An 18,122-nucleotide genomic window follows, 5' to 3' on the forward strand; every position below is an offset into this window, starting at 1 on the left:
GCCTAATTTGTATACAAACCATGTGTCGTCACCGTTATCTTCCGCTACGAACGTGTTAAGGACTCCATATATCGCTCGTAATTGTATACAAAGACGGGCGCTATGACGGCCCCGGGGTTGCAGCGGACGCATCCTCGTCGCGCCGCAGGTGCTCATCCATCAGAAACCCTGCCTGTACAGGGGAGCCGTTCAGAATGGCTGCCGCCAGAGCAGCGTGATCGTGAACGGACGCGCCCGGGTCGTCGCCGAGACCCCACGCGACCCGGCGATTGACACCCGCCAGCATCTCGCGCAGCTGGTCGTTACCTGCCGCGGTCGCAACGAGATCGTGGAACGACGGCCCGTCGGTGGAGCCGGGAGTGTCCGATCGTGCTCCGTGGCGCGCCCGCTCCACCACCGACGCCAGTTCGGCGGCCACGGAACCGCCCCTGTTCCTGGCTGCCAACTGAGCAGCCAAGACCTCGAGACCATGACGAACCTCGAGAAGTTCCTTGTTCTCCTTGTGCAGGGTGGTGGACACCGTCGCACCCCGATAGCGAACAATGGTGACGAAACCCTCGGCCTGCAGCTGAGCCAGCGCCTCGCGGACCGGCACGCGAGACACGCCGAACGCCTTGGCAATCGACTCCTCGATCAGCCGCTCACCGCCGACGCGTCGACCCGACAGAATGTCGTCACGCAACGTCTGAGCAATCGTGTCGCCGGGTGATTCGTCGTCTGAATTCACGAAGTGGAGTCTAGTGCGGGCGGTGTCCAGGAGGCGGGCCGCCGGATTGTGGCCTCACGCGCAGGAGTCGGTGCCTCACAGCCGTGTCGGACGTGCCCCCAGTATCGGTGCGGGAGCAGGGTCTTGCTTCTTGCGTGAATCGACCCGATACGCGAGATAGAGATACAGAAAGCCGGTAACGGTGCCGCCGAGACATCCTGCTGCAATATCGAGGGCGGTGGATCCTGAGTTGACTGACAAGTGGAGCAGCAAGAATCCGATTGCTACGGCCGGGACGAGAGCCAGGGCGTTGATGTAGTCGGCGCGAGTTGCGCCGCACTTCTTGCTCAACGCGCCGGTCATGACCCACTCGCGAAATGGCTTCTGCATCTCAGGCTCCTCGTATGGGTCTGATTTGTCCCGTTCAGCCAGGATACCGGAGAGTTGGTTTAGGTAGGGTTCGAGTTATGCGCGCTGTTGTCTTCCTCGCTGTACTCGCGATCATCTACAAGTGGCCGGTGTTCGGAGACAGCCCCGGCCTCTGGTCGGCCCTGAGTCAGGGAATCATGTTCGGCGCGATCATCTGCACCGTCGTTACTCCTGCGGGATGGAAGGCCATCCGCCGCATAGACGGACGGATGCGTTCTTAGATCGATGCCCGTGGGGGTCGGCGTCGGGTCGGCGTGGCGGCGCAAACGCGCGCGCATTCGTCAGGTGCGCGCGGATTCGTCGCCAATTTCGACCGCCAGAGAGGGTCATTCGACAAATGCGTGCGCGTTTGCGGCGGGGTTCACTCTCGTTTCGTGACTCGGCCGGAGCAGTTCGGCGTGGGCACCCGTTGCCTCCCGATTCGAGGGTGGTGAGGCCATGTGTTTGGGTGAGTCCCATGGACTGGGTCGGCAGAGAGCTGTGCGTGGCTGCGGGTAGTGGAGCAGTCACATCGGCGGTTCTCATCGCGCCGGTCATCGATGGCAAGTGGTTGGATCTGACTCTCCCTGCCGTACTCGGTGCAATCGGTGGACTGCTGGTGGGATTCGCGGCGGTGGTCGGCGGAAAGTACGCACTGAAGACTGCAGTGCCGTGGCCACCGAGCGGTCGCACACAATGGCGACACCGATTTGCCCTGTGCACTGCGGCAGTGGTGACACTGTTCGTTGCCGGGCTCTCTGCATGGGCCAGCGCTGCCTCGGGGATGGTCGCGTCGGACAGCGCGGAGCCGCCGATACAGCTGATGGTGACGATTGCGTTGACTGCAATCAGTTACGTGTTCGCGTACTTCCTTGCGCCCGACGTCAACTGACTCCGGCTGGAGCGGTTCAGTCCGAACCGGTGAACGCGCCGAGGACACGCTCACCGACAGGCGTCAGGGCCGTCGAACGCGCCCACCAAGAGACAGGCGATATCGCGCGGGACTCTCCACTGATTGTCGTATCGCACGAATGACATCGGTCCGACGGGATAACTGTCCATGCTTCGGAAAGTTCCGACACCCATGGCCTCCACCGAATCGGGACCGGTCGAAGCGACGGTTGTGAATTCGATGTGTTGCGGATCCGGCTGAGCGCCCCAGGCGTGTGCGAGCCGCACGTTGTTCTCGGCCGGCCCGTCGAACAATCGAGCTCGATCTTCTTCGCGAATCGAGTAGTCCACGCTCGCTGCGAACAGAGCCGTCAACTGGGCTGCGGTCGGCACATCGTCGGTGATGGGCGGTGGCGGAGAGGCGAATTGCGTCGGGCTGACCGATGCGACTGGCGACTTCGGCTCGTCCACCTCGGCGGGGGAGCAGGCGCAGGCGAGCAACACCACAGCGACCGCGCTCACTCCGACAAGTTTCACCGGCCCAGTATGAACCGAAACAGCATGGTGGGTAGGTGAATCGGCGTCAGATACCCGACGTCGTCAGGCGCCGGTTGTGTTGGGCGGTGATCACCAGTACCGGCACGGCGATCGGCAGGATCAGGGCCGCCGCTGGAAGAACGAGGGCAGCAGAAGCAGTCGTCAGGTTGTGGACCGCTACAGCCACTATCCATGCACCCACGGCCGCGATGGCCTGCGCACCCAGTCGGAGGGCCGTCACTTTCCACGGTGAACGAACTGCGAATTTGCCGATGGTCATCGGCAGATAGTGGCCCTCGTTCACCTGTGACAGCTGCAGCGTAGCGACAGTCATCATGGCCGCGCTGATGGCGGCGATCACGAGGCCGAGAAACAACATGCTCAGTACGATACGCAAACTTGTGGCCCTAGGCTGCTGGTATGACTGCCGCTGCGAATTCCGATGCGACCCGTCGTCGGGTGCCGTCCTGGTTACGAGAGTTGGCGGTTCTGGTCGTGGTCGCATTGTTACTGAGTGTGCTGCTGCAGACTTTTGTCGGCCGTGTCTATCTCATCCCGTCGCAGTCCATGGAACCCACGCTGCACGGCTGTCCCGGTTGCACAGGTGATCGAATTGTGGTGGACAAGATGACGTTTCGATTCGGCGATCCGCAGCCGGGTGATGTGGTGGTGTTCAAGGCTCCGACGGAGTCGTGGAACAGGGGATACACGTCGAGCCGATCGAGCAACGCGGGAGTGAAGGCGTTGCAGGACGCGGGATCGTGGGCCGGACTCGTCGCGCCCGACGAGAACGACCTCGTGAAACGGGTGATCGCAACAGGCGGGCAAACCGTCCAGTGTTGCGATGTGCAAGGAAGAGTCGAGGTCGACGGGCAGCCGCTCGACGAGCCCTACATCGCGTTCGACTTCCCCTACGACGTGGACACACTTACCTGCGCAACAGTTCCGCAGTCCGGTCGCTGTTTCGGGCCGGTGACCGTACCGTCCGGCAATCTGTGGATGATGGGCGATAATCGAAGCGGCTCAGCCGATTCGAGGGCACACTCCCGTGACGAGCTGGGTGGAACGGTCCCCATCGAGAATGTGATCGGCAAGGCCAGATTCATCGTGCTGCCACCGTCGAGATGGGGAGTTATCGAATCGCCTGCGATACAGCGCTGATCGACTAGTCAGCGTCGCGTCTGCGTGTGATTCGAAAACCATTGCAGTACAGAACAACGGCGAGGACGGCTCCTATCGCCGATCCCGCGAACGGAGCGAGCCACAGCCACAACCAAGTGCGTGAACGCACCTCGAAGGACAGATCCAGCGCATTCATATAGTCCGAATTCATCGTGACTCCGGACAGCGGCGTGTACGTGCCGTAATAGATCTCAGGTGATGCGATGTCAGGGGCCAGCGCCAGCTCGACGAGGTGAGCGCCCATGGGAAGCAGCCCCACCACGAAGCCGAGGGTGGTGAGAATCAGAACGATCGAGCGCATTCCCACGATCCTGTCGAGTAGCGGCGTCTTAGAACCCGAGATCGCGCTTACGACGCTCGCGTTCGATGCGTCGCTGTTCCTCGGCGCGTTCGCGGCATTGCCGGAGGAATTCGGCGTCCGCATCCGGATTCTGGGCGGCCTGACGTCCCGGCCGCGTCTCGTATTCGGGGTACGCGGAGTTGCTTGCGCGACCGTAACCGGACCCGCCGGCACCTCCCCAAATCCCGGCACCGACGGGTCGGCCCGCAACGAGCCAGGCCAACGACCCAGCGAACGGGAGGAAGACGATGAGCAGAATCCAGACGATCTTGGGTAGATAGCGGATGCCACCCTCGTCTGCGGTGATCGCGTCGATCAGACAGAACACCCACAGCAGCATGACCAGCAAACCGAAATACGGCATTGTGTCCCTCCATGTCCAAGACCGCTCGGTCCGTTGTATCGAAGATCGTAGCGCTGTCCTCGCGATTTCGACAGACGAGTCGGTTTGGAAATCTGGGTGGGGCTCGGGCACGGCCGGATGTAGCGTCAATGTCCTGGGCAGTAGATGTACAGAGATGATCGCTGCCCATCCCTGGTGAGCAGGACGGTCACCGGATCTGTGGGACGCGTGTGCGCCTATTGGCGAGCATTGTCATGGCCCGCAGTGGGCCTGGTCCTCAGACCGACGAAAACCACGACAAGGGTCGCCAGAAACACCGCGGGATAGGTGAATTGGACGGCGAACTCGAAGGCGGGGGAGCCCTCGAACATGAAGATTCCGATGGCCTTGATGCCGCGGTAGTCGGTGAAGTACCAGGCGATCATCGGCGAGGTCACGGCGATCGGGGCCAGCCAACTCCACCAGGTTCGGTGTCGGTTGGCGTAGTCGAGAGCGAGGACGGTCAGCGGAATGCACCACACCCAGTGATGGCCCCACGCGAAAGGCGAGACCATCGGCGTCGCCATTCCACATATCGTCAGGGCCAGCAACGTCTTTCCGGCTGCCTGTGCGCGTGCCGCCACCCACAGCGCCAGGGCGGCGACAACGATGGCGAGCACCAGCCACACGGCAAATGGAGGTGTATTGCCCGGCCACAGTCGAGCCAACGCGCCATGGATCGACTGGTTGGCGGGTGAGGCGAGTGCGCCGATTCGTTCCGAGTCGATCATCGTCGACGTCCAGAATTTCCACGAATCGGCGGGAATGACGATCAGTCCGGCAAGCACGGTCACCGTGAACGCAGCGATCGCCGTGACGGCTGCTCGCCACTGTCTCTGTGCCAGTAGATGAAGCACGAAGAATGCGGGCGTCAGTTTCAGTCCTGCAGCGATGCCGACCCCCACACCGCGGAGCCGACTGCCCTCGCCGCGGGTGAGATCGAGCAAAACGAGAACCAGTAGAAGCATATTGATCTGGCCGAGCCAGATGGTCATGCGGACGGGCTCGAGCCACGTCAGTGCCACTGCCAATCCGACACTGACGAGATACATTGATGCGCTTCGATATCCGAGCGCGCGCCAGCTCGCGACCACGGCCACGTAGATCAGCAACAGATTGATCGCCTGGACCACCGTCACAGCGCTCGTGACCGAGAGGAGGGCGAGCGGGGCGAAGGCCAACGCCGCGAAGGGCGGGTAGGTGAACGGTAGGCCGATGTCGAACAATGCGAACTCGTAGAGCGGCTCGCCATGCTGAACGACGTACGCACCGTGTCGATAGACGATGGTGTCGATTCCGTTGCCGAACAGACCGAAGGGGGTCGACCATCCCAGGAAGTAGGCGTGCGCAACGACCGCGACGCACGCGGCGATGGCCGACGCGAGGAACCAGCGCCAACCGAGCCGGCCAACGCCCGTTGCATGCACTTCCGGTTGCGTCTCCCGGATGGCCGTCTCCTGGCCGTTCTCTACGCGCACGTCCGAGTCTGACCGCGCGTAGAGCGGCCGAAAACTGGACGTCGTCATGGCCTACACGATAGATCGTTGTATCTGATACAAGGAACTCGACACGGACAGACCGGTACGTTTTGTCAGCGGATTGCTCGGCTCGACGATTGCCTGGGTATCAGGGTGGGGAGCGCTTTGTGTACGGCCGCCGAGTCGTCGGTTCCGTTGATCAACAGATCCATCGCGGTGCCGGCGATCTGATCGAACGCGGTACGCACCGACGTCAACGGCACCGGCAGCAATTGGGCGAGGGGAATGTCGTTGTATCCGACGAGTGACAAGTCCACGCCGACGGCCAGATTGTGGCGGTGAGCTGCGGACAACACACCGAGGGCCAGATTGTCGTTGGCCGCGAAGACCGCGGTGGGACGTTCTGTGGCGTCGAACAATTCGTGTCCTGCGCGCGCGCCCGCTTCGATTCCGTAACCGGTTTCGACAGTCCAGTCCGACCTCGGTGACACGCCGGCCTCGTCGAGCGCACGTCGGGCACCCGCGAGCCGTCCGACGGCGCTGGAGGTGAACAGCGGGCCGGTCAGGACTGCGATGTCGGTGTGGCCCAGATCGATGAGGTGTCGAACTGCCAGGTACCCGCCTGTCTCGTCGTCGCCGATGGACGACGGACTCTTGCCGTCGGTTCGTAGGACGAGAACGTGCGGAATGCCGTTGTCGCGCAGGTGGCTGGGGAGAGGATCGTCGGTTCGGCTGGTGGCGAGAACGACGCCGTCCACATTGCGTTCGAGCAGGGATTGCGCGGCGTTCCACTCGTCGGTGGGGTCGTCGCCACTGGTCGCGACAATGGCGTGATAGCCGTCTTTGCCCGCGGCCCGATCGATCGCCTCGAACATCAGGGCCATGACGGTGTCGGACAGGCGGGGAACCAACACTCCGATGGTCGCCGTTGCACCGCGCCTGAGGTTGGACGCGAACGTGTTGCGCCGATAGCCCAGCTGCTCGGCAATCTCTCGCACCCGGACGGCCGTCGCGGTACGGGAGGGGGCGACGCGGTCGTCGAGCACGCGGCTGACCGTCGACACACTGACGCCCGCCGCCTTGGCGACGTCGCGGAGCGTGACGACGTCCGTCCGTTCCGCCGAGAGCCCGGTTCGAGTGGGACGCATCCACACCTCCTTGATCGATCGGCCCGATCGCACGACAGGACCGAACTTACCGATCCCCAGCTGATCGCACATGCAAACGTCCCAGGAACGTTTGCATGAAGTGTTGCATGAGGGGTCGGTGCCGTGTGCGAGCCCTGTCACCTCTCGGTCGGCGAAGTGATGGTTGACACATTCGGGGTCGCGGGTTTAGCGTCATGCAAACGTTCCCGACAACGTTCCCAACCGCCTCTCCAAAAGGACGTCACCATGAATTCACTCGATCTCCGCGGACTCAGCCCGGCACCGATCACGCCCTTCACCCGCGACGGCGAGGTCGACTACGACGCGATACAGCGACTCGGGTCGTGGCTCGGCAATGTCGACGGGGTCAAGAGCCTGGTCGTCCTCGGCCATGCAGGCGAGGGCACGTTCCTCACGCAGGCCGAGCAGGCCAAGGTCATCGGTGCGTTCCGCGATTCGGTGGACGGCAAGCTCCCGATCGTCGCCGGCATCACCGGTGAGGGCACAGCCGTATCGGTCGAGGAAGCCAAGCGTGCAGTCGACGCCGGTGCATCCGCCGGTCTGGTCTACCCGTCGCACGGATGGCTGCGTTTCGGATACCAGGACGGTGCGCCGCAGGACCGGTACAAGGCACTGTACGAAGGCTCAGGCTTGCCGCTCATCCTGTTCCAGTACCCCGACGTCACCAAGGCGACGTACAACCTCGACACCCAGCTCGAAATTGCCGCTCAGGAGGGCGTTTTCGCCACCAAGAACGGTGTCCGCAACATGCGTCGTTGGGATCGCGAGATTCCGGTGCTGCGCAAGGAGAACCCCGAACTGCAGATCCTCAGCTGCCACGACGAGTACCTGCTGCACACCATGTTCGACGTCGACGGCCTGCTGGTGGGGTACGGCGGCCTCGCACCCGAGCCGCTCGTCGAACTCATCGCGGCAGGCAAGGCCAAGGACTACCCGGCCGCGCGCGCCATTCACGACCGTCTGCTGCCCGTCACCGCGAACGTCTACCACCGCGGATCCCACATGGAAGGCACCGTCGCCCTCAAGGAAGGCCTCGTGCACCGCGGCATCCTCGAACACGCCACCGTGCGTTCACCACTGCTTCCGCTCGCTGCGGGTGCCCACGAGGAGATCGCAGCGGCACTCGATTCCGCGAACCTCGGCTCGGTAGTACCTGCGCTGGTCTGACCCGGTCGACGGTCACTCCCTACCCTCGGTGCCCTTCCGTAGTAGCCGCTACGGCCCGGAAGGGTACCGAGCACCACTTCTTTCGGCATGCATCACCGCACACGCGGACCGGGTCGAGTCCGTTCGGTTGGACTGCCGAGCTCTGCATCAGATCCACCCCACGTATTCGCCCCTTGCCACATCAGGCCGACAGCAGACGTGCGCCACGTCGCCGGCTCGAAAAGTGCTTCGAGAAAGGGCTCGCAATGAGTCAGCACCACGCAACACCGGTGGTACCGTCCGCAGCCGTGCGAACTTCGCAAACTCCCGCACCCCGCTCCGGCAAATGGAAAGCCTTCCTGAGCACCATCGCGATGGCCGGCCCCGCATTCATCGCCGGTGCATGGCAATTCGGCCCCGGCAACCTCGCCAGCGCCGTCGAAGCCGGCAGCAAGTACAGCTACAGCCTGATCTGGGTCATCGTGCTCTCGACGGTGTTCATGCTGGTGTACGCGGACATGAGTGTCCGGCTCGGCATTCGCACCCCGAAATCGATGATCAGCTCCGTCAAAGACGTCCTCGGCCAGAAGGTCGGTGTCGCTGCGGGATTCGGCGTCTTCATCATCACGCTGTGCTTCTCGGTGGGTAACGCCGTCGGCTCCGGCCTCGGGCTTTCGATGGTATTCGGCGGATCACCGCTGATCTGGTCGGCAGTGTGTACCGCATTCGTCGGCCTGATCCTGTTGTTCCGCAACGTCTATCGCACCGTCGAGCGCGTCCTGTTGGTCATCGTCGGACTCCTCGGTGCCACGTTCATCATCAGTGCCGTCATCTCCAAGCCCGATTGGTACGAAGCGGTCAGCGGTGTCGTCCCCAGCATCCCCCCGGGAGGAGCGCTCCTCGTCGTGGCCTTGGTGGGCACCAACTTCTCGCTCAACGCCGCCTTCTTCACCTCGTACGGCACCCACGAACGCGGCCGCACCCGCGCGCAGTACAAGCAGACGACCATCGCAGACACCATCCCCGGCATCATCGCTCCCGGAATCATGACGTCTCTGGTAATCATCGTCGCCGCTGCCGTGCTCGGTCGACAGAATGCAGAAGCGCAGACACTCGTCGGCCTCGCCAAGATTTTCGAGCCCATCGCCGGACCCGTCGGATCGACCATTTTTGCCCTCGGCCTGTCCGGTGCTGCCTTCTCGGCCATGGTCGCCAACGCAACCGCCGGCGGCACGATGCTCTCGGACGCACTCGGCAAGGGCCCGTCACCCAGCACAATGACCGCCAAACGCACCAGCGCGGCCATCCTTGCCTGGGGACTGGCCATCACGCTGATCTTCACCAAATCGCCTGTGCAGCTCATAATCTTCGCGCAAGCGTTGACCGTGCTGATCGCGCCGTTCCTCGGCTTCCTGCTCTACGTCATGAGCAACAACCGAGAACTGATGGGCGAACTCCGCAACACCTGGTGGAAGAACATCATTGGAGGTCTCGGCTTCCTCTCCATCCTCTCGCTCTCCGGACTACTGATCTACGAACTCGCGACGCGATAATTCGACTGAAACCCCGGGTGGGTGCTCGACGAGCATCCACCCGGGGCGTTCTGATTTCCCAACCGGATCTTGAAAGCAGGCCTATCGCCGGCCACAGAACTGTGGTACTTCTTGAGTCATGAACACATTCGACACGTCGAAAGGCGCATGAGCGCCCGTAGCTATCCCACCTCCGGTTCCACTACACAGAGGTGCAGATCATGAAGCTTGCCGAGGCCCTCGCTGAACGAGGGGAACTGATCAAGCGCACCGAACATCTGAAGGTTCGGATTCTGGCGAACGCTCGCCACCAAGACGGTGAATCACCGGCTGAGGATGCAGGGATCTTGTTGTCCGAGTACAATTCTGCGCTCGATCGTCTCGAAGTTCTCATCCGTAGGATCAACCGAACCAACAGTGCTGCCGCGGTGCGGGATGGAACCATCACCGATGCGCTCGAGTCCCGCGACGTGCTGCGTATGCGACACAAGGCGATCTCTGCGGCCGCGGACGCAGCATCGGGGCGCAACCAGGAGCACAGATACGGCCCACGTCAACTGAGGTCGGAATTGGTCTACGTCGCAGCTCTTCCGGTTGCCGAATTACGTTCTGCCGCAGATGATGTTGCCAAGCAGATTCGGTTGGTGGATTTGGAGATCCAACGCGTCAATTGGGAGTTCGACCTAGTCGAATAGCGTGCCACATGCCGGGTAGTAGGTAGTTTTCGGTCGAGGCGAGCACGTACCGCGGGTCGGCGGTCTTCCGGCCCTTCTCCTGCGTGGTGAGCAGCGTTCCGGGCATTCACTCGGTCACAGTGCAGCTCAGTACAATTCACGCAGAACGGTGCACAGCATACCTTGCACTACCGTGTGCTGATCGAACGGAAACGAGGGTGGGTAAGGGGCCACCCGGCATGATGGTTTGCGCCTGTGTTCGCGACTAGTCTGGTCAGAATGACGGCTCTATCGATGTCCCTCAGCCGACCTGCACTGATCGTCGTCGATGTGCAGGCCGGTTTCGACGATTCGGAATTCTGGGGTCCACGGGACAACCCGTCGTGCGAGGCCAATATTGCTGAGCTCGTTGAATTCTGGCGATCTCAGGCTTGGCCGGTGGTATTCGTTCAGCACGATTCCGACAATCCGCAGTCGCCGTTGTCGCCGACACAGGACGGGCATCGCTTCAAGGACATGCTCGACGGGACTCCGGATCTGCTCGTTCGCAAACGCGTCAATTCGAGCTTCTACGGAACTCCCGATCTGGACGCCTGGCTACGAGGCGAGGACATCGACCAGGTGGTCATCTGCGGAATCACCACCAATCACTGTTGCGAGACCACCGCGAGGATGGCCGGGAATCTCGGCTACGACACCTACTTCGTCATAGACGCGACGCATACCTTCGATCGCGTCGCGCCCGACGGGACAGTCGTGCCTGCCGTAACACTGTCTGCCATCACGGCCACCAACCTGCACGGCGAGTTCGCGACGGTGATCGAAACGAAAGACATAACTTCCCACTGACGTCGCCCAATTTGATACCGTTCGGTATGGCCGATCGGGGAGCAGTAGCAGGGCTCGCGGGACCCATTGTGCTGCTGTATCTGGGGTACTTCGCGTCGGTGCCGACCCTCTCATCGCTGATCCACGGGATCTTCGACCCACGAATAGGCTGGGCCGACAAGGGCTTCGGTGAAGTGTTGCTGTTCTCGTTCATGATTGTGGGCGGTCTCGCTGCATGTGTTGCGGCAGTTCGCGCACTGGCCGAGTCTCCGAGGTTCCCAGGAATCGTCGTCATACCGGGGTCGTCGATCGGGCGGAAAGTCGACGCAGTAGTGGTGACACTGATTGCCTACGCCGTCGTTGTTCTGGTGTTCGCGACCGCTACCGCATCAGCCGGATTCCTGGTGCCCCTCATTGCGGCGTGGGCTTGCTCCAACACGATTCGGAATTACCGTGAACTGAAGAGTCGACGTCGAGCGTCCGCAGCATAGCGCATGAACACCGTGCTGATGCTGATGCTGATGCTGTGGTTCGTCGTGTTCGCGTACGCGGCATCCGTCGGATTCCGAGGCAGGGCAACGAATCCCGACTACTACGGTGCACGAGTGTCGGACACGGTGAAATCGACACCCCGACTGCGTGCACGAGCCAATCGATCGGTCGGAATCTGGTGCACGGTCAGTTCCGTGATGGCTGTGGTGCCAATCGTATGGATCGGCTCCGACTTTCATCGTGAAAGAACGACTTGGGAGCTGGCCGGTCTGGCTGCTTACGTCTTCGTCGTCGTGGTGGTCGGCGGTTACCCGTTGGAGAAGATCAAGAAGTCGTGACGTTGGGATGGTCCAACAACGCGAACGCGGCCTTCAATTGCGCTCGGGCTGCGTCGACTTCGGATGTGTTGCCCGCCAGATGGTGCAGCAAGGCGCGTTGGAAGATCCCGTCGAGCAGGATGTAGGCGGAGGGGCGGTCGAGGGCGGATTCGGAGCCGCGTAGCTCGCAGTACTTCGTCACCACACGCCAGATCATGTCTTCGCGACGTTCCTCGATGTCCAGGACGTCGCCTCGAAAGGAACCGTCGAACAGGGCTTGGTTGCGGAGGTCGTACCAGAGTCGATGAATTCCGGCGTCCGCCACCAGGGTGGCGAAGTACTTCGTCTCGAAGTCCGCGTACAGGCCGGGGGCGTCGACGGCGTTGGCCACCACCTCGTCGTACCGGGTGACGCAGATGGCCTCGTACTGGCGAACTGCGTGGGTGATGAGGTCGAGCTTGTCGGTGAAGTAGTAGTGCAGAACGCCGTGCGAGTACTCGGAGTTCTGCGCGATCTCCCGCAACGAGGTGCGGGCGTACCCCAGCTCGGCCAGCGTGTGGAGCGTCGCCTCGGCCAGCTCGGTTCGTTTGGACTCGAACTTGTTGCGGGCGCGTTCTTCGATGCGCGCGCGCGGATCGACCGTCTGGGTCATGTTCGGTGTCCTTTCCGCGCGGCGTTTCGCTGATCAGTGTATGCCCGAGCCGTTGAAAACCGGATTTTGGGCAGTCGTCAAGAAAAACCTTGACGTGTGTACAAATTCTAACTTAGTGTGATCCGCAGCACACGTCAGAGGGGTGGATGCACACCTGCCTCCGGTGCTTCACGGCTCGATCAACCTCGGCCCGTCCGACGACGGCCGATCACGAGAGGACTCTTCATGCCAACCGACAAGCGCGTCGTCGTCTACGGGGCATCGGGATACACCGGGCGACTGATCTGCGAATACCTGCGCGAGTACAACATTCCCTTCCTGGCCGCCGGCCGCGACGAAAGCCGAGTCAAGGGCATCGTCGACGCCGTCCCAGGCGTCGAGACGGTTGAATACGATGTCGTCGAGGTCGAGCACACGGCTTCCGCACTGGCAGAAGCGTTTCGAGGAGCCGCGATCGTGCTCAACACGGTCGGTCCGTTCTCGCGGTTCGGACACGAGGTGGCGCAGGCATGCATCGAGATCGGTGCGCACTACACCGACACCACCGGTGAGCAGGACTGGATCATCGATGCCGAGAAGAAGTACGGCGCAGAATTCGCCGCCCGAAACATCGTTCTGACACCGGGTTTGGCGCAGATGTACAGCATCGGCGAGATCGCGGCCAACATCTGCCTCGAGACCCCGGGCCTCGACACCCTCGACATCGAGGTCTTCTGGAAGGGACATCCGACGGTCGCGTCGACCAACACCATCCTGACCAATGCCGCCTTCTCCAAGGCGTACTACCTCGAACAGAACGAGTACGTGGAATGGCCCGACGACGGGGTGTTCCAGGTGGTCGTGCCGGGCCAGCACGATCTGGGCTTGGCGCTGCCGTGGGGCGGTACGTCGCATCCGGTGTGGTTCAAGAACGATCCCCGAGTCGCGAACGCACGCGCCTACGGCGGGGTGATGAACAAGCCGCTCATGCTCGCCGTGCCTCAGATCATCGCCGGCGCAATGGCGCAGATGGAAGGCAAGACCGACGCCGAGAAGTACGACATCATCGATACGGTGTCGGCGTCGGTGCGCAGTGAGACACCGCCGCGGGAGAATCCCCGTATCAACACCTCCCTCGACTCGGTCTACGCATCGGGCCCACTCGGCCGCGTGCACACGGTGATTCACGGCAACTGCAACTACAAGCAGACCGCTCTGCTCAACGCATTCGCAGCGGCACACGTGTTGCAGGGGCCGCCCAAGAAGGTCGGATTCGCCTCGAGCTGCCAGGCGTTCGGACACCGCGAACTGCTCGGCGTGCTCCGCGCCTTCGGTCTGGTGCTCGACCCCGTCGTCACAGCACACAGCTGAGGACCCGGCCGATGCGGCTATCCGACTACCTCGACAAGGGCATGTCCCTGGGCCGAGACGCCCCCTGCCTCACCATGGCTGACACCACGAAGAGCTACGGCGAGGTGTACGACTACACGGTCTCCATCGCCGGAGCGTTGCAACACAACGGTATCGAGACCGGGGATCGTATTGCGGTGCTCTCCGGCAACGACCCTCTCGCCCTGACCTGCGTTTTCGCAATCTCCCGCGCAGGCGCAGTGTGGTGTCCGATCAATCCGCGAAACGAGGCCGACGAGAATCGACAACTGTTCGATCTGTTCGGGTGCCGACTCCTGTTCTTCCAGAAAGCATTCGCGGATCTGGTCGGCCGCATCAGAGACCAGCTGCCGCAACTGGAATGGCTGGTCTGCCTGGACGGCGACGTGCCGGGAGCACTGTCGTACGACCGATGGCTCGTCGAACACCGCTCGGACTCGGTCGTCGACAGGCGACCGGCCGACGGGCTCGCCATGATCGCCGGAACCGGCGGAACGACGGGAAAACCGAAGGGCGTCAGACTCACCGAAGAGAACATGATGACCTCGACGGCGACGGCACTGATGAGCTACCCGTTCGGGGACCGGCCCCGATACCTCGCACTGGCACCGTTGACCCATTCGGCGGGGGTACTGACATTCCCCATCCTGAGCCTGGGTGGCCACGTGGTCGTGATGCCGGCTCCGGACATCGGCCAGTTTCTCTCGCTCATCGAGCACCACCGGATCACGCACGCATTCTTGCCGCCGACGGTCGTCTACGGGGTACTCGACCATCCCGACCTCGACACGCGGGATCTGTTGTCGCTCCGATGCCTCTGGTACGGGGCTGCGCCGATGTCGCCAACCCGTTTGGAGGAGGCGCTGACCCGAATCGGGCCGGTGCTGGGGCAGCTCTTCGGGCAGACCGAGGCACCGAACATGATCGCGACGCTCGCACCGGCCGATCACTTCCGTAGTGACGGTTCCATCGCGGTCGAACGGTTGACCTCGGCGGGCAAGCCGACGCCACTGACGACGGTGGCGATCATGAACGAGGACGGCGGCCTGCTCGATCGAGGGGATCGCGGCGAGATCGTGGTCCGAGGGCCTCTCGTGATGCAGGGCTATCACCAGAATCCCGATGCCACAGCCGAAGTCGGCGCTCATGGCTGGCACCACACCGGAGACATCGGGTACCTCGATCAAGCCGGTTACCTCTACGTCGTCGATCGTGCCAAGGACATGATCATCACCGGCGGATTCAACGTGTACTCGGCCGAGGTGGAACAGGCCCTGCTGTCGCATTCCTCGGTGAAGGAATGCGCAGTCGTCGGCCTTCCCGACGACAAGTGGGGTGAGCGAGTCACGGCTGCAGTGCTTCTGCGCCCCGGTCGCGACGCGTCCCCCGAGGATCTGATCGCACACGTCAAGGCACGGGTCGGGAGTGTCAAGGCTCCCAAAGAGATTCAGATATGGACCGATCTGCCCCGCTCGAAGGTGGGAAAGATCCTCAAGACCGAAGTACGCAGCACGATGTCTGCACCGTCACCAGCGAAGGGAAGCACAGTATGAGCGAGTTCGAGGGCAAACGAGTCTTCGTCACCGGGTCCGGTGCCGGAATCGGAAAGGCCATCTCCCGGATGTTCATCGAGCGGGGCGCGCGCGTCGTGGTCAGTGACATCGACGAAGATGTCGCAGCGACGACGGCCCAGGAAATCGGTGCCGAGGGCACCGCCAACTGCGATGTCTCCGACGAGAGCCAGGTACAGCGAGCCGTCGCCGGCGCGGTCGCGATTCTGGGCGGACTGGACATCGTCGTCAACAACGCGGGCATCGAGGTCTCGTCCCCGTTGCTGCAGCAGTCCACGGAGAGTTTCGACAAGATCTACGCCGTCAATGTGCGGGGCACATTCCTGGTGATGAAGGCCGCGATCGGTGCGCTCGTCGAGTCGAAGGGCAACATCGTCAACATTGCATCGCTGGCCGGTGTCGGCGGCACGGCGCTGCTCGGGTCGTACTGCGCCACAAAGGCAGCCGTCATTCAGCTGACACGCGTCGCGGCCATCGAGATGCGTGCCGCAGGAGTACGCGTGAATGCGGTATGCCCCGGGTTCGCCGATACCGCCATGGTCGAACGCCTCGTTCCGGACTTCGAAGCGGCAACTCAGGTCCCGTTCGGTGATCTCGTTGCCGCCAAGCAGGGACGGCTGGGAACACCTGAGGACATCGCAGAAGTGACGCTGTTCCTGGCCTCGGACCGCGCAACATGGATCACGGGCAGTCACTACATTCTGGACGGCGGCCTCTCGGCGTCGCTGGTGTAGCGCTCGGAGCTCCCCGTCAGCCGAGGGCGACGGGGAGCAGGCCGGGTCGCGTCCGAGATGCGATGTCGGCCAACGCACCCTCCAGCGTCGGGTATCGGAAGTCGAACCCACTGTCGGTCAACACCTGCGGCTGGACCCACCGACTCTTGAGGACCAGCTCGGGTTCGGTTCGGATCACCCGTGCGCCCAGCTTCAGCAGCCATGCCGGCGTCGCCAGTCCGTGATCGCGACCGAGAGCAGACCGAACCTGGTGCATCAGAACCTCGTTGGTCACCGGGAACGGTGTCGCCACGTTGACAGGTCCGACGATGTTCGAGGTGGCGTACAGATGGTCGAGAGTCCGAGCGACGTCATCGACGTGCACCCAGCTGAACATCTGGCCACCATCACCCATGCGGCCACCCAATCCCACTCGAGCCAGATCGATGATCGGATTGATCGCCCCGCCGCCCGCGCCCAGCACGATCGACAACCGCAGTGCCACTCTGCGGATCGACACGTCGGCGTCGAACAGTTCGCGCTCCCACGACCTGGCCACCTCGACCGAGAAGCCCGATCCCAGTTCGCCGTTCCGTTCGCTCATCGACCTGTCGCGGGCATCGCGATAGATGGTTCCGGTGCTCGCGTTGACCCACAGCGCGGGCGGATTCTGTACTTGTGCCAAGGCAAGCCCGAGCTGGGCTGTGGTCTGAATTCGCGACGACATGATCGCGTCGGCGTTGGCCTTGTTGTAGCGACAGCTCACCGAGCGGCCGGCGAGGTTGACCACCAGATCGGACCCGTTCAGGACCTCGACGAGGCCGCGATGGTCGGACCATGGTGCATCGCTGGACGATCCGCGTCCGACCGTCCTGACGCCGATGCCGCGGTCCTCGTAGTAGCTGCGCAGATACCCGCCGATGTAGCCGGAGGCACCGCACAGGACGACGGTCGATGGTGAATCGGTCATCGACTCAACCCTTCTGGAGAGGTCATTCGTTTCAGGAGACCGGCGACATCGGCTACCAGGCCGCGCGCAACTGGGAGTCGGGCGAGACGAACCGCCTTGGATACGACGGGCACGAGCCCGTCGACCAGAGTGCGGGTGCGAGCCTGGTTGTCGGACGAATCGGTGACCCAATGCAGCGTGACGCCCATGTAGATCATCCAGAGCAGCAGCGGGAGTGCATCGTTCAGTGACGCGGGTACCTTCTGCTTCGATGCGTCCAGCGTGGTGCGCATCAGATCGATGGCCATGGCTCTGGCGTCGGAGGATTCCTCGGAGAACGGACTGGAGCTGGACCTCGTCGGTAGCGCCAGCTGGAGGAACGCGCCGCCGAACGCGTGATACGGCGTCAGGACGTCCAAGCCGGAATGCAGAACCGCGGCCAGGTTCTCAGGCAGCGACCCGCCCTGGGTGATGACCTGCTCCGCACGTTCGCGGTGATCGCGCTGGATCACCACATACAGCTCGTTGACCAGCTCGTCCTTGCCGGCGAAGTAGTAGTACGCATTGCCGAGCGACACGCCGGCCTCGTCGGCTATCCGGCGCATGGTGGTGGCCTGGAACCCCTCTTCGCGAAACAGCCGAAGAGCCACTTCGACCAGCTTGTCGCGCGTCTCGGATGTGCGGGCCATGCGGTCACCTCGTTTTCTGAACGTGTTCAAAAAGGACGGTAGACCCATTTTTGAACATGTTCAAGCGCAATGGCCGGGGACCGACCTGGATACTCGAC

At 62.6% G+C, this 18,122-nt stretch carries 23 protein-coding genes; 12 read left to right on the top strand and 11 right to left on the bottom strand.

Translation table 11 applies throughout. The features are described from left to right. Positions 1–100: 100 nt before the first annotated feature. The gene (locus CH278_RS06205) at positions 101–727 is read right to left on the bottom strand and encodes a GntR family transcriptional regulator (RefSeq protein ID WP_057473518.1); all 627 of its coding nucleotides are present in this window, start codon (positions 725–727) and stop codon (positions 101–103) included. 75 nt (positions 728–802) lie between these two features. Next, entirely contained in the window at positions 803–1,096 is a 294-nt protein-coding gene (locus tag CH278_RS06210; RefSeq protein ID WP_094621451.1) for a hypothetical protein, read from the bottom strand. A 77-nt stretch (positions 1,097–1,173) separates the two neighbouring features. On the opposite strand from CH278_RS06210, the gene CH278_RS06215 reads away from it, so the two are divergent. Both CH278_RS06215 and CH278_RS06220 read left to right on the top strand, forming a co-directional pair. Continuing rightward, positions 1,174–1,356: a hypothetical protein gene (locus tag CH278_RS06215; protein WP_094621452.1), complete on the top strand. Its 183-nt coding sequence runs from the start codon at positions 1,174–1,176 to the stop codon at positions 1,354–1,356. Positions 1,357–1,619: 263 nt separating this feature from the next. Then, positions 1,620–2,006, top strand: coding sequence for a hypothetical protein (locus tag CH278_RS06220; protein WP_143536219.1), 387 nt, complete (start codon positions 1,620–1,622; stop codon positions 2,004–2,006). Positions 2,007–2,056: 50 nt separating this feature from the next. On the opposite strand, the gene CH278_RS06225 is transcribed toward CH278_RS06220, so the two are convergent. Together CH278_RS06225 and CH278_RS06230 are read right to left on the bottom strand one after the other, a co-directional pair. Further along, a complete protein-coding gene (locus CH278_RS06225; RefSeq protein WP_094621454.1) occupies positions 2,057–2,542 on the bottom strand; it encodes a hypothetical protein in 486 nt (161 codons plus the stop codon). A 46-nt stretch (positions 2,543–2,588) separates the two neighbouring features. Continuing rightward, the gene (locus tag CH278_RS06230) at positions 2,589–2,921 is read right to left on the bottom strand and encodes a hypothetical protein (protein ID WP_094621455.1); all 333 of its coding nucleotides are present in this window, start codon (positions 2,919–2,921) and stop codon (positions 2,589–2,591) included. 41 nt (positions 2,922–2,962) lie between these two features. Between CH278_RS06230 and lepB the strand changes: the two genes are divergently transcribed. Then, a complete protein-coding gene (lepB, locus tag CH278_RS06235; RefSeq protein ID WP_094621456.1) occupies positions 2,963–3,703 on the top strand; it encodes a signal peptidase I in 741 nt (246 codons plus the stop codon). 4 nt (positions 3,704–3,707) lie between these two features. Here the strand turns inward: lepB and CH278_RS06240 are convergent, their stop codons facing one another. The 4 genes from CH278_RS06240 to CH278_RS06255 form a co-directional block, all read right to left on the bottom strand. After that, positions 3,708–4,025, bottom strand: coding sequence for a hypothetical protein (locus CH278_RS06240; RefSeq protein ID WP_027495536.1), 318 nt, complete (start codon positions 4,023–4,025; stop codon positions 3,708–3,710). Positions 4,026–4,053: 28 nt separating this feature from the next. Continuing rightward, positions 4,054–4,428 carry a PLD nuclease N-terminal domain-containing protein gene (locus CH278_RS06245; RefSeq protein ID WP_027495537.1) on the bottom strand — a complete coding sequence of 125 codons (375 nt, stop codon included), beginning with the start codon at positions 4,426–4,428 and terminating at the stop codon, positions 4,054–4,056. 215 nt (positions 4,429–4,643) lie between these two features. Beyond that, positions 4,644–5,972 (bottom strand): glycosyltransferase 87 family protein, encoded by a 1,329-nt coding sequence (locus CH278_RS06250; protein WP_094621457.1) that lies wholly within the window; start codon positions 5,970–5,972, stop codon positions 4,644–4,646. A 65-nt stretch (positions 5,973–6,037) separates the two neighbouring features. After that, positions 6,038–7,072, bottom strand: coding sequence for a LacI family DNA-binding transcriptional regulator (locus CH278_RS06255; protein WP_094621685.1), 1,035 nt, complete (start codon positions 7,070–7,072; stop codon positions 6,038–6,040). Positions 7,073–7,318: 246 nt separating this feature from the next. On the opposite strand from CH278_RS06255, the gene CH278_RS06260 reads away from it, so the two are divergent. From CH278_RS06260 to CH278_RS06285, 6 genes are all read left to right on the top strand, one after another. After that, the gene (locus CH278_RS06260) at positions 7,319–8,260 is read left to right on the top strand and encodes a dihydrodipicolinate synthase family protein (RefSeq protein WP_057473529.1); all 942 of its coding nucleotides are present in this window, start codon (positions 7,319–7,321) and stop codon (positions 8,258–8,260) included. Between the two features lie 353 nt (positions 8,261–8,613). After that, positions 8,614–9,792, top strand: a complete 1,179-nt coding sequence (locus CH278_RS06265; protein ID WP_032386797.1) for an Nramp family divalent metal transporter — start codon at positions 8,614–8,616, stop codon at positions 9,790–9,792. 200 nt (positions 9,793–9,992) lie between these two features. Then, positions 9,993–10,466, top strand: coding sequence for a DIP1984 family protein (locus CH278_RS06270; RefSeq protein ID WP_094621686.1), 474 nt, complete (start codon positions 9,993–9,995; stop codon positions 10,464–10,466). 258 nt (positions 10,467–10,724) lie between these two features. Beyond that, complete coding sequence (locus tag CH278_RS06275; RefSeq protein WP_256991871.1) at positions 10,725–11,294, top strand: cysteine hydrolase family protein; 570 nt, start codon at positions 10,725–10,727, stop codon at positions 11,292–11,294. A gap of 26 nt (positions 11,295–11,320) precedes the next feature. Then, positions 11,321–11,764 (top strand): hypothetical protein, encoded by a 444-nt coding sequence (locus CH278_RS06280; protein ID WP_094621458.1) that lies wholly within the window; start codon positions 11,321–11,323, stop codon positions 11,762–11,764. A 3-nt stretch (positions 11,765–11,767) separates the two neighbouring features. Continuing rightward, positions 11,768–12,103, top strand: a complete 336-nt coding sequence (locus CH278_RS06285; protein WP_094621459.1) for a hypothetical protein — start codon at positions 11,768–11,770, stop codon at positions 12,101–12,103. Here the strand turns inward: CH278_RS06285 and CH278_RS06290 are convergent. Then, positions 12,090–12,734 carry a TetR/AcrR family transcriptional regulator gene (locus CH278_RS06290; RefSeq protein WP_094621460.1) on the bottom strand — a complete coding sequence of 215 codons (645 nt, stop codon included), beginning with the start codon at positions 12,732–12,734 and terminating at the stop codon, positions 12,090–12,092. The genes CH278_RS06285 and CH278_RS06290 overlap by 14 nt on opposite strands. Before the next feature lie 225 nt (positions 12,735–12,959). Here CH278_RS06290 and CH278_RS06295 point away from each other — a divergent pair, with 225 nt between their 5' ends. Genes CH278_RS06295 through CH278_RS06305 form a run of 3 tightly spaced genes read left to right on the top strand, consistent with a single transcriptional unit; the run spans position 12,960 to position 16,407 of the window. Next, the gene (locus CH278_RS06295) at positions 12,960–14,084 is read left to right on the top strand and encodes a DUF5938 domain-containing protein (protein WP_027495546.1); all 1,125 of its coding nucleotides are present in this window, start codon (positions 12,960–12,962) and stop codon (positions 14,082–14,084) included. 11 nt (positions 14,085–14,095) lie between these two features. Further along, positions 14,096–15,655, top strand: coding sequence for an AMP-binding protein (locus tag CH278_RS06300; protein WP_094621461.1), 1,560 nt, complete (start codon positions 14,096–14,098; stop codon positions 15,653–15,655). Beyond that, the gene (locus CH278_RS06305) at positions 15,652–16,407 is read left to right on the top strand and encodes an SDR family NAD(P)-dependent oxidoreductase (protein WP_045841137.1); all 756 of its coding nucleotides are present in this window, start codon (positions 15,652–15,654) and stop codon (positions 16,405–16,407) included. Before CH278_RS06300 ends, CH278_RS06305 begins: the two co-directional genes overlap by 4 nt. A 16-nt stretch (positions 16,408–16,423) precedes the next feature. On the opposite strand, the gene CH278_RS06310 is transcribed toward CH278_RS06305, so the two are convergent. Both CH278_RS06310 and CH278_RS06315 read right to left on the bottom strand, forming a co-directional pair. Beyond that, positions 16,424–17,356 (bottom strand): TIGR01777 family oxidoreductase, encoded by a 933-nt coding sequence (locus CH278_RS06310; RefSeq protein ID WP_094621462.1) that lies wholly within the window; start codon positions 17,354–17,356, stop codon positions 16,424–16,426. After that, complete coding sequence (locus CH278_RS06315) at positions 17,353–18,024, bottom strand: TetR/AcrR family transcriptional regulator (RefSeq protein ID WP_094621463.1); 672 nt, start codon at positions 18,022–18,024, stop codon at positions 17,353–17,355. Before CH278_RS06315 ends, CH278_RS06310 begins: the two co-directional genes overlap by 4 nt. Positions 18,025–18,122: the final 98 nt, after the last annotated feature.

The organism is Rhodococcus sp. 05-2254-5 (genome assembly GCF_002258575.1).
GTDB lineage: Bacteria > Actinomycetota > Actinomycetes > Mycobacteriales > Mycobacteriaceae > Rhodococcoides > Rhodococcoides fascians.

Bases quoted from the DNA above. Each gene is read 5' to 3' on its own strand.
- CH278_RS06275 (WP_256991871.1), top strand. From the start codon at position 10,725: ATGACGGCTCTATCGATGTCCCTCAGCCGACCTGCACTGATCGTCGTC.
- CH278_RS06240 (WP_027495536.1), bottom strand. From the start codon at position 4,025: ATGCGCTCGATCGTTCTGATTCTCACCACCCTCGGCTTCGTGGTGGGG.
- CH278_RS06210 (WP_094621451.1), bottom strand. From the start codon at position 1,096: ATGCAGAAGCCATTTCGCGAGTGGGTCATGACCGGCGCGTTGAGCAAG.
- CH278_RS06295 (WP_027495546.1), top strand. From the start codon at position 12,960: ATGCCAACCGACAAGCGCGTCGTCGTCTACGGGGCATCGGGATACACC.
- CH278_RS06265 (WP_032386797.1), top strand. From the start codon at position 8,614: ATGGCCGGCCCCGCATTCATCGCCGGTGCATGGCAATTCGGCCCCGGC.
- CH278_RS06230 (WP_094621455.1), bottom strand. From the start codon at position 2,921: ATGTTGTTTCTCGGCCTCGTGATCGCCGCCATCAGCGCGGCCATGATG.
- CH278_RS06310 (WP_094621462.1), bottom strand. From the start codon at position 17,356: ATGACCGATTCACCATCGACCGTCGTCCTGTGCGGTGCCTCCGGCTAC.
- CH278_RS06255 (WP_094621685.1), bottom strand. From the start codon at position 7,072: ATGCGTCCCACTCGAACCGGGCTCTCGGCGGAACGGACGGACGTCGTC.
- CH278_RS06215 (WP_094621452.1), top strand. From the start codon at position 1,174: ATGCGCGCTGTTGTCTTCCTCGCTGTACTCGCGATCATCTACAAGTGG.
- CH278_RS06285 (WP_094621459.1), top strand. From the start codon at position 11,768: ATGAACACCGTGCTGATGCTGATGCTGATGCTGTGGTTCGTCGTGTTC.
- CH278_RS06290 (WP_094621460.1), bottom strand. From the start codon at position 12,734: ATGACCCAGACGGTCGATCCGCGCGCGCGCATCGAAGAACGCGCCCGC.
- CH278_RS06300 (WP_094621461.1), top strand. From the start codon at position 14,096: ATGCGGCTATCCGACTACCTCGACAAGGGCATGTCCCTGGGCCGAGAC.
- lepB (WP_094621456.1), top strand. From the start codon at position 2,963: ATGACTGCCGCTGCGAATTCCGATGCGACCCGTCGTCGGGTGCCGTCC.
- CH278_RS06305 (WP_045841137.1), top strand. From the start codon at position 15,652: ATGAGCGAGTTCGAGGGCAAACGAGTCTTCGTCACCGGGTCCGGTGCC.
- CH278_RS06270 (WP_094621686.1), top strand. From the start codon at position 9,993: ATGAAGCTTGCCGAGGCCCTCGCTGAACGAGGGGAACTGATCAAGCGC.
- CH278_RS06315 (WP_094621463.1), bottom strand. From the start codon at position 18,024: ATGGCCCGCACATCCGAGACGCGCGACAAGCTGGTCGAAGTGGCTCTT.
- CH278_RS06250 (WP_094621457.1), bottom strand. From the start codon at position 5,972: ATGACGACGTCCAGTTTTCGGCCGCTCTACGCGCGGTCAGACTCGGAC.
- CH278_RS06245 (WP_027495537.1), bottom strand. From the start codon at position 4,428: ATGCCGTATTTCGGTTTGCTGGTCATGCTGCTGTGGGTGTTCTGTCTG.
- CH278_RS06260 (WP_057473529.1), top strand. From the start codon at position 7,319: ATGAATTCACTCGATCTCCGCGGACTCAGCCCGGCACCGATCACGCCC.
- CH278_RS06280 (WP_094621458.1), top strand. From the start codon at position 11,321: ATGGCCGATCGGGGAGCAGTAGCAGGGCTCGCGGGACCCATTGTGCTG.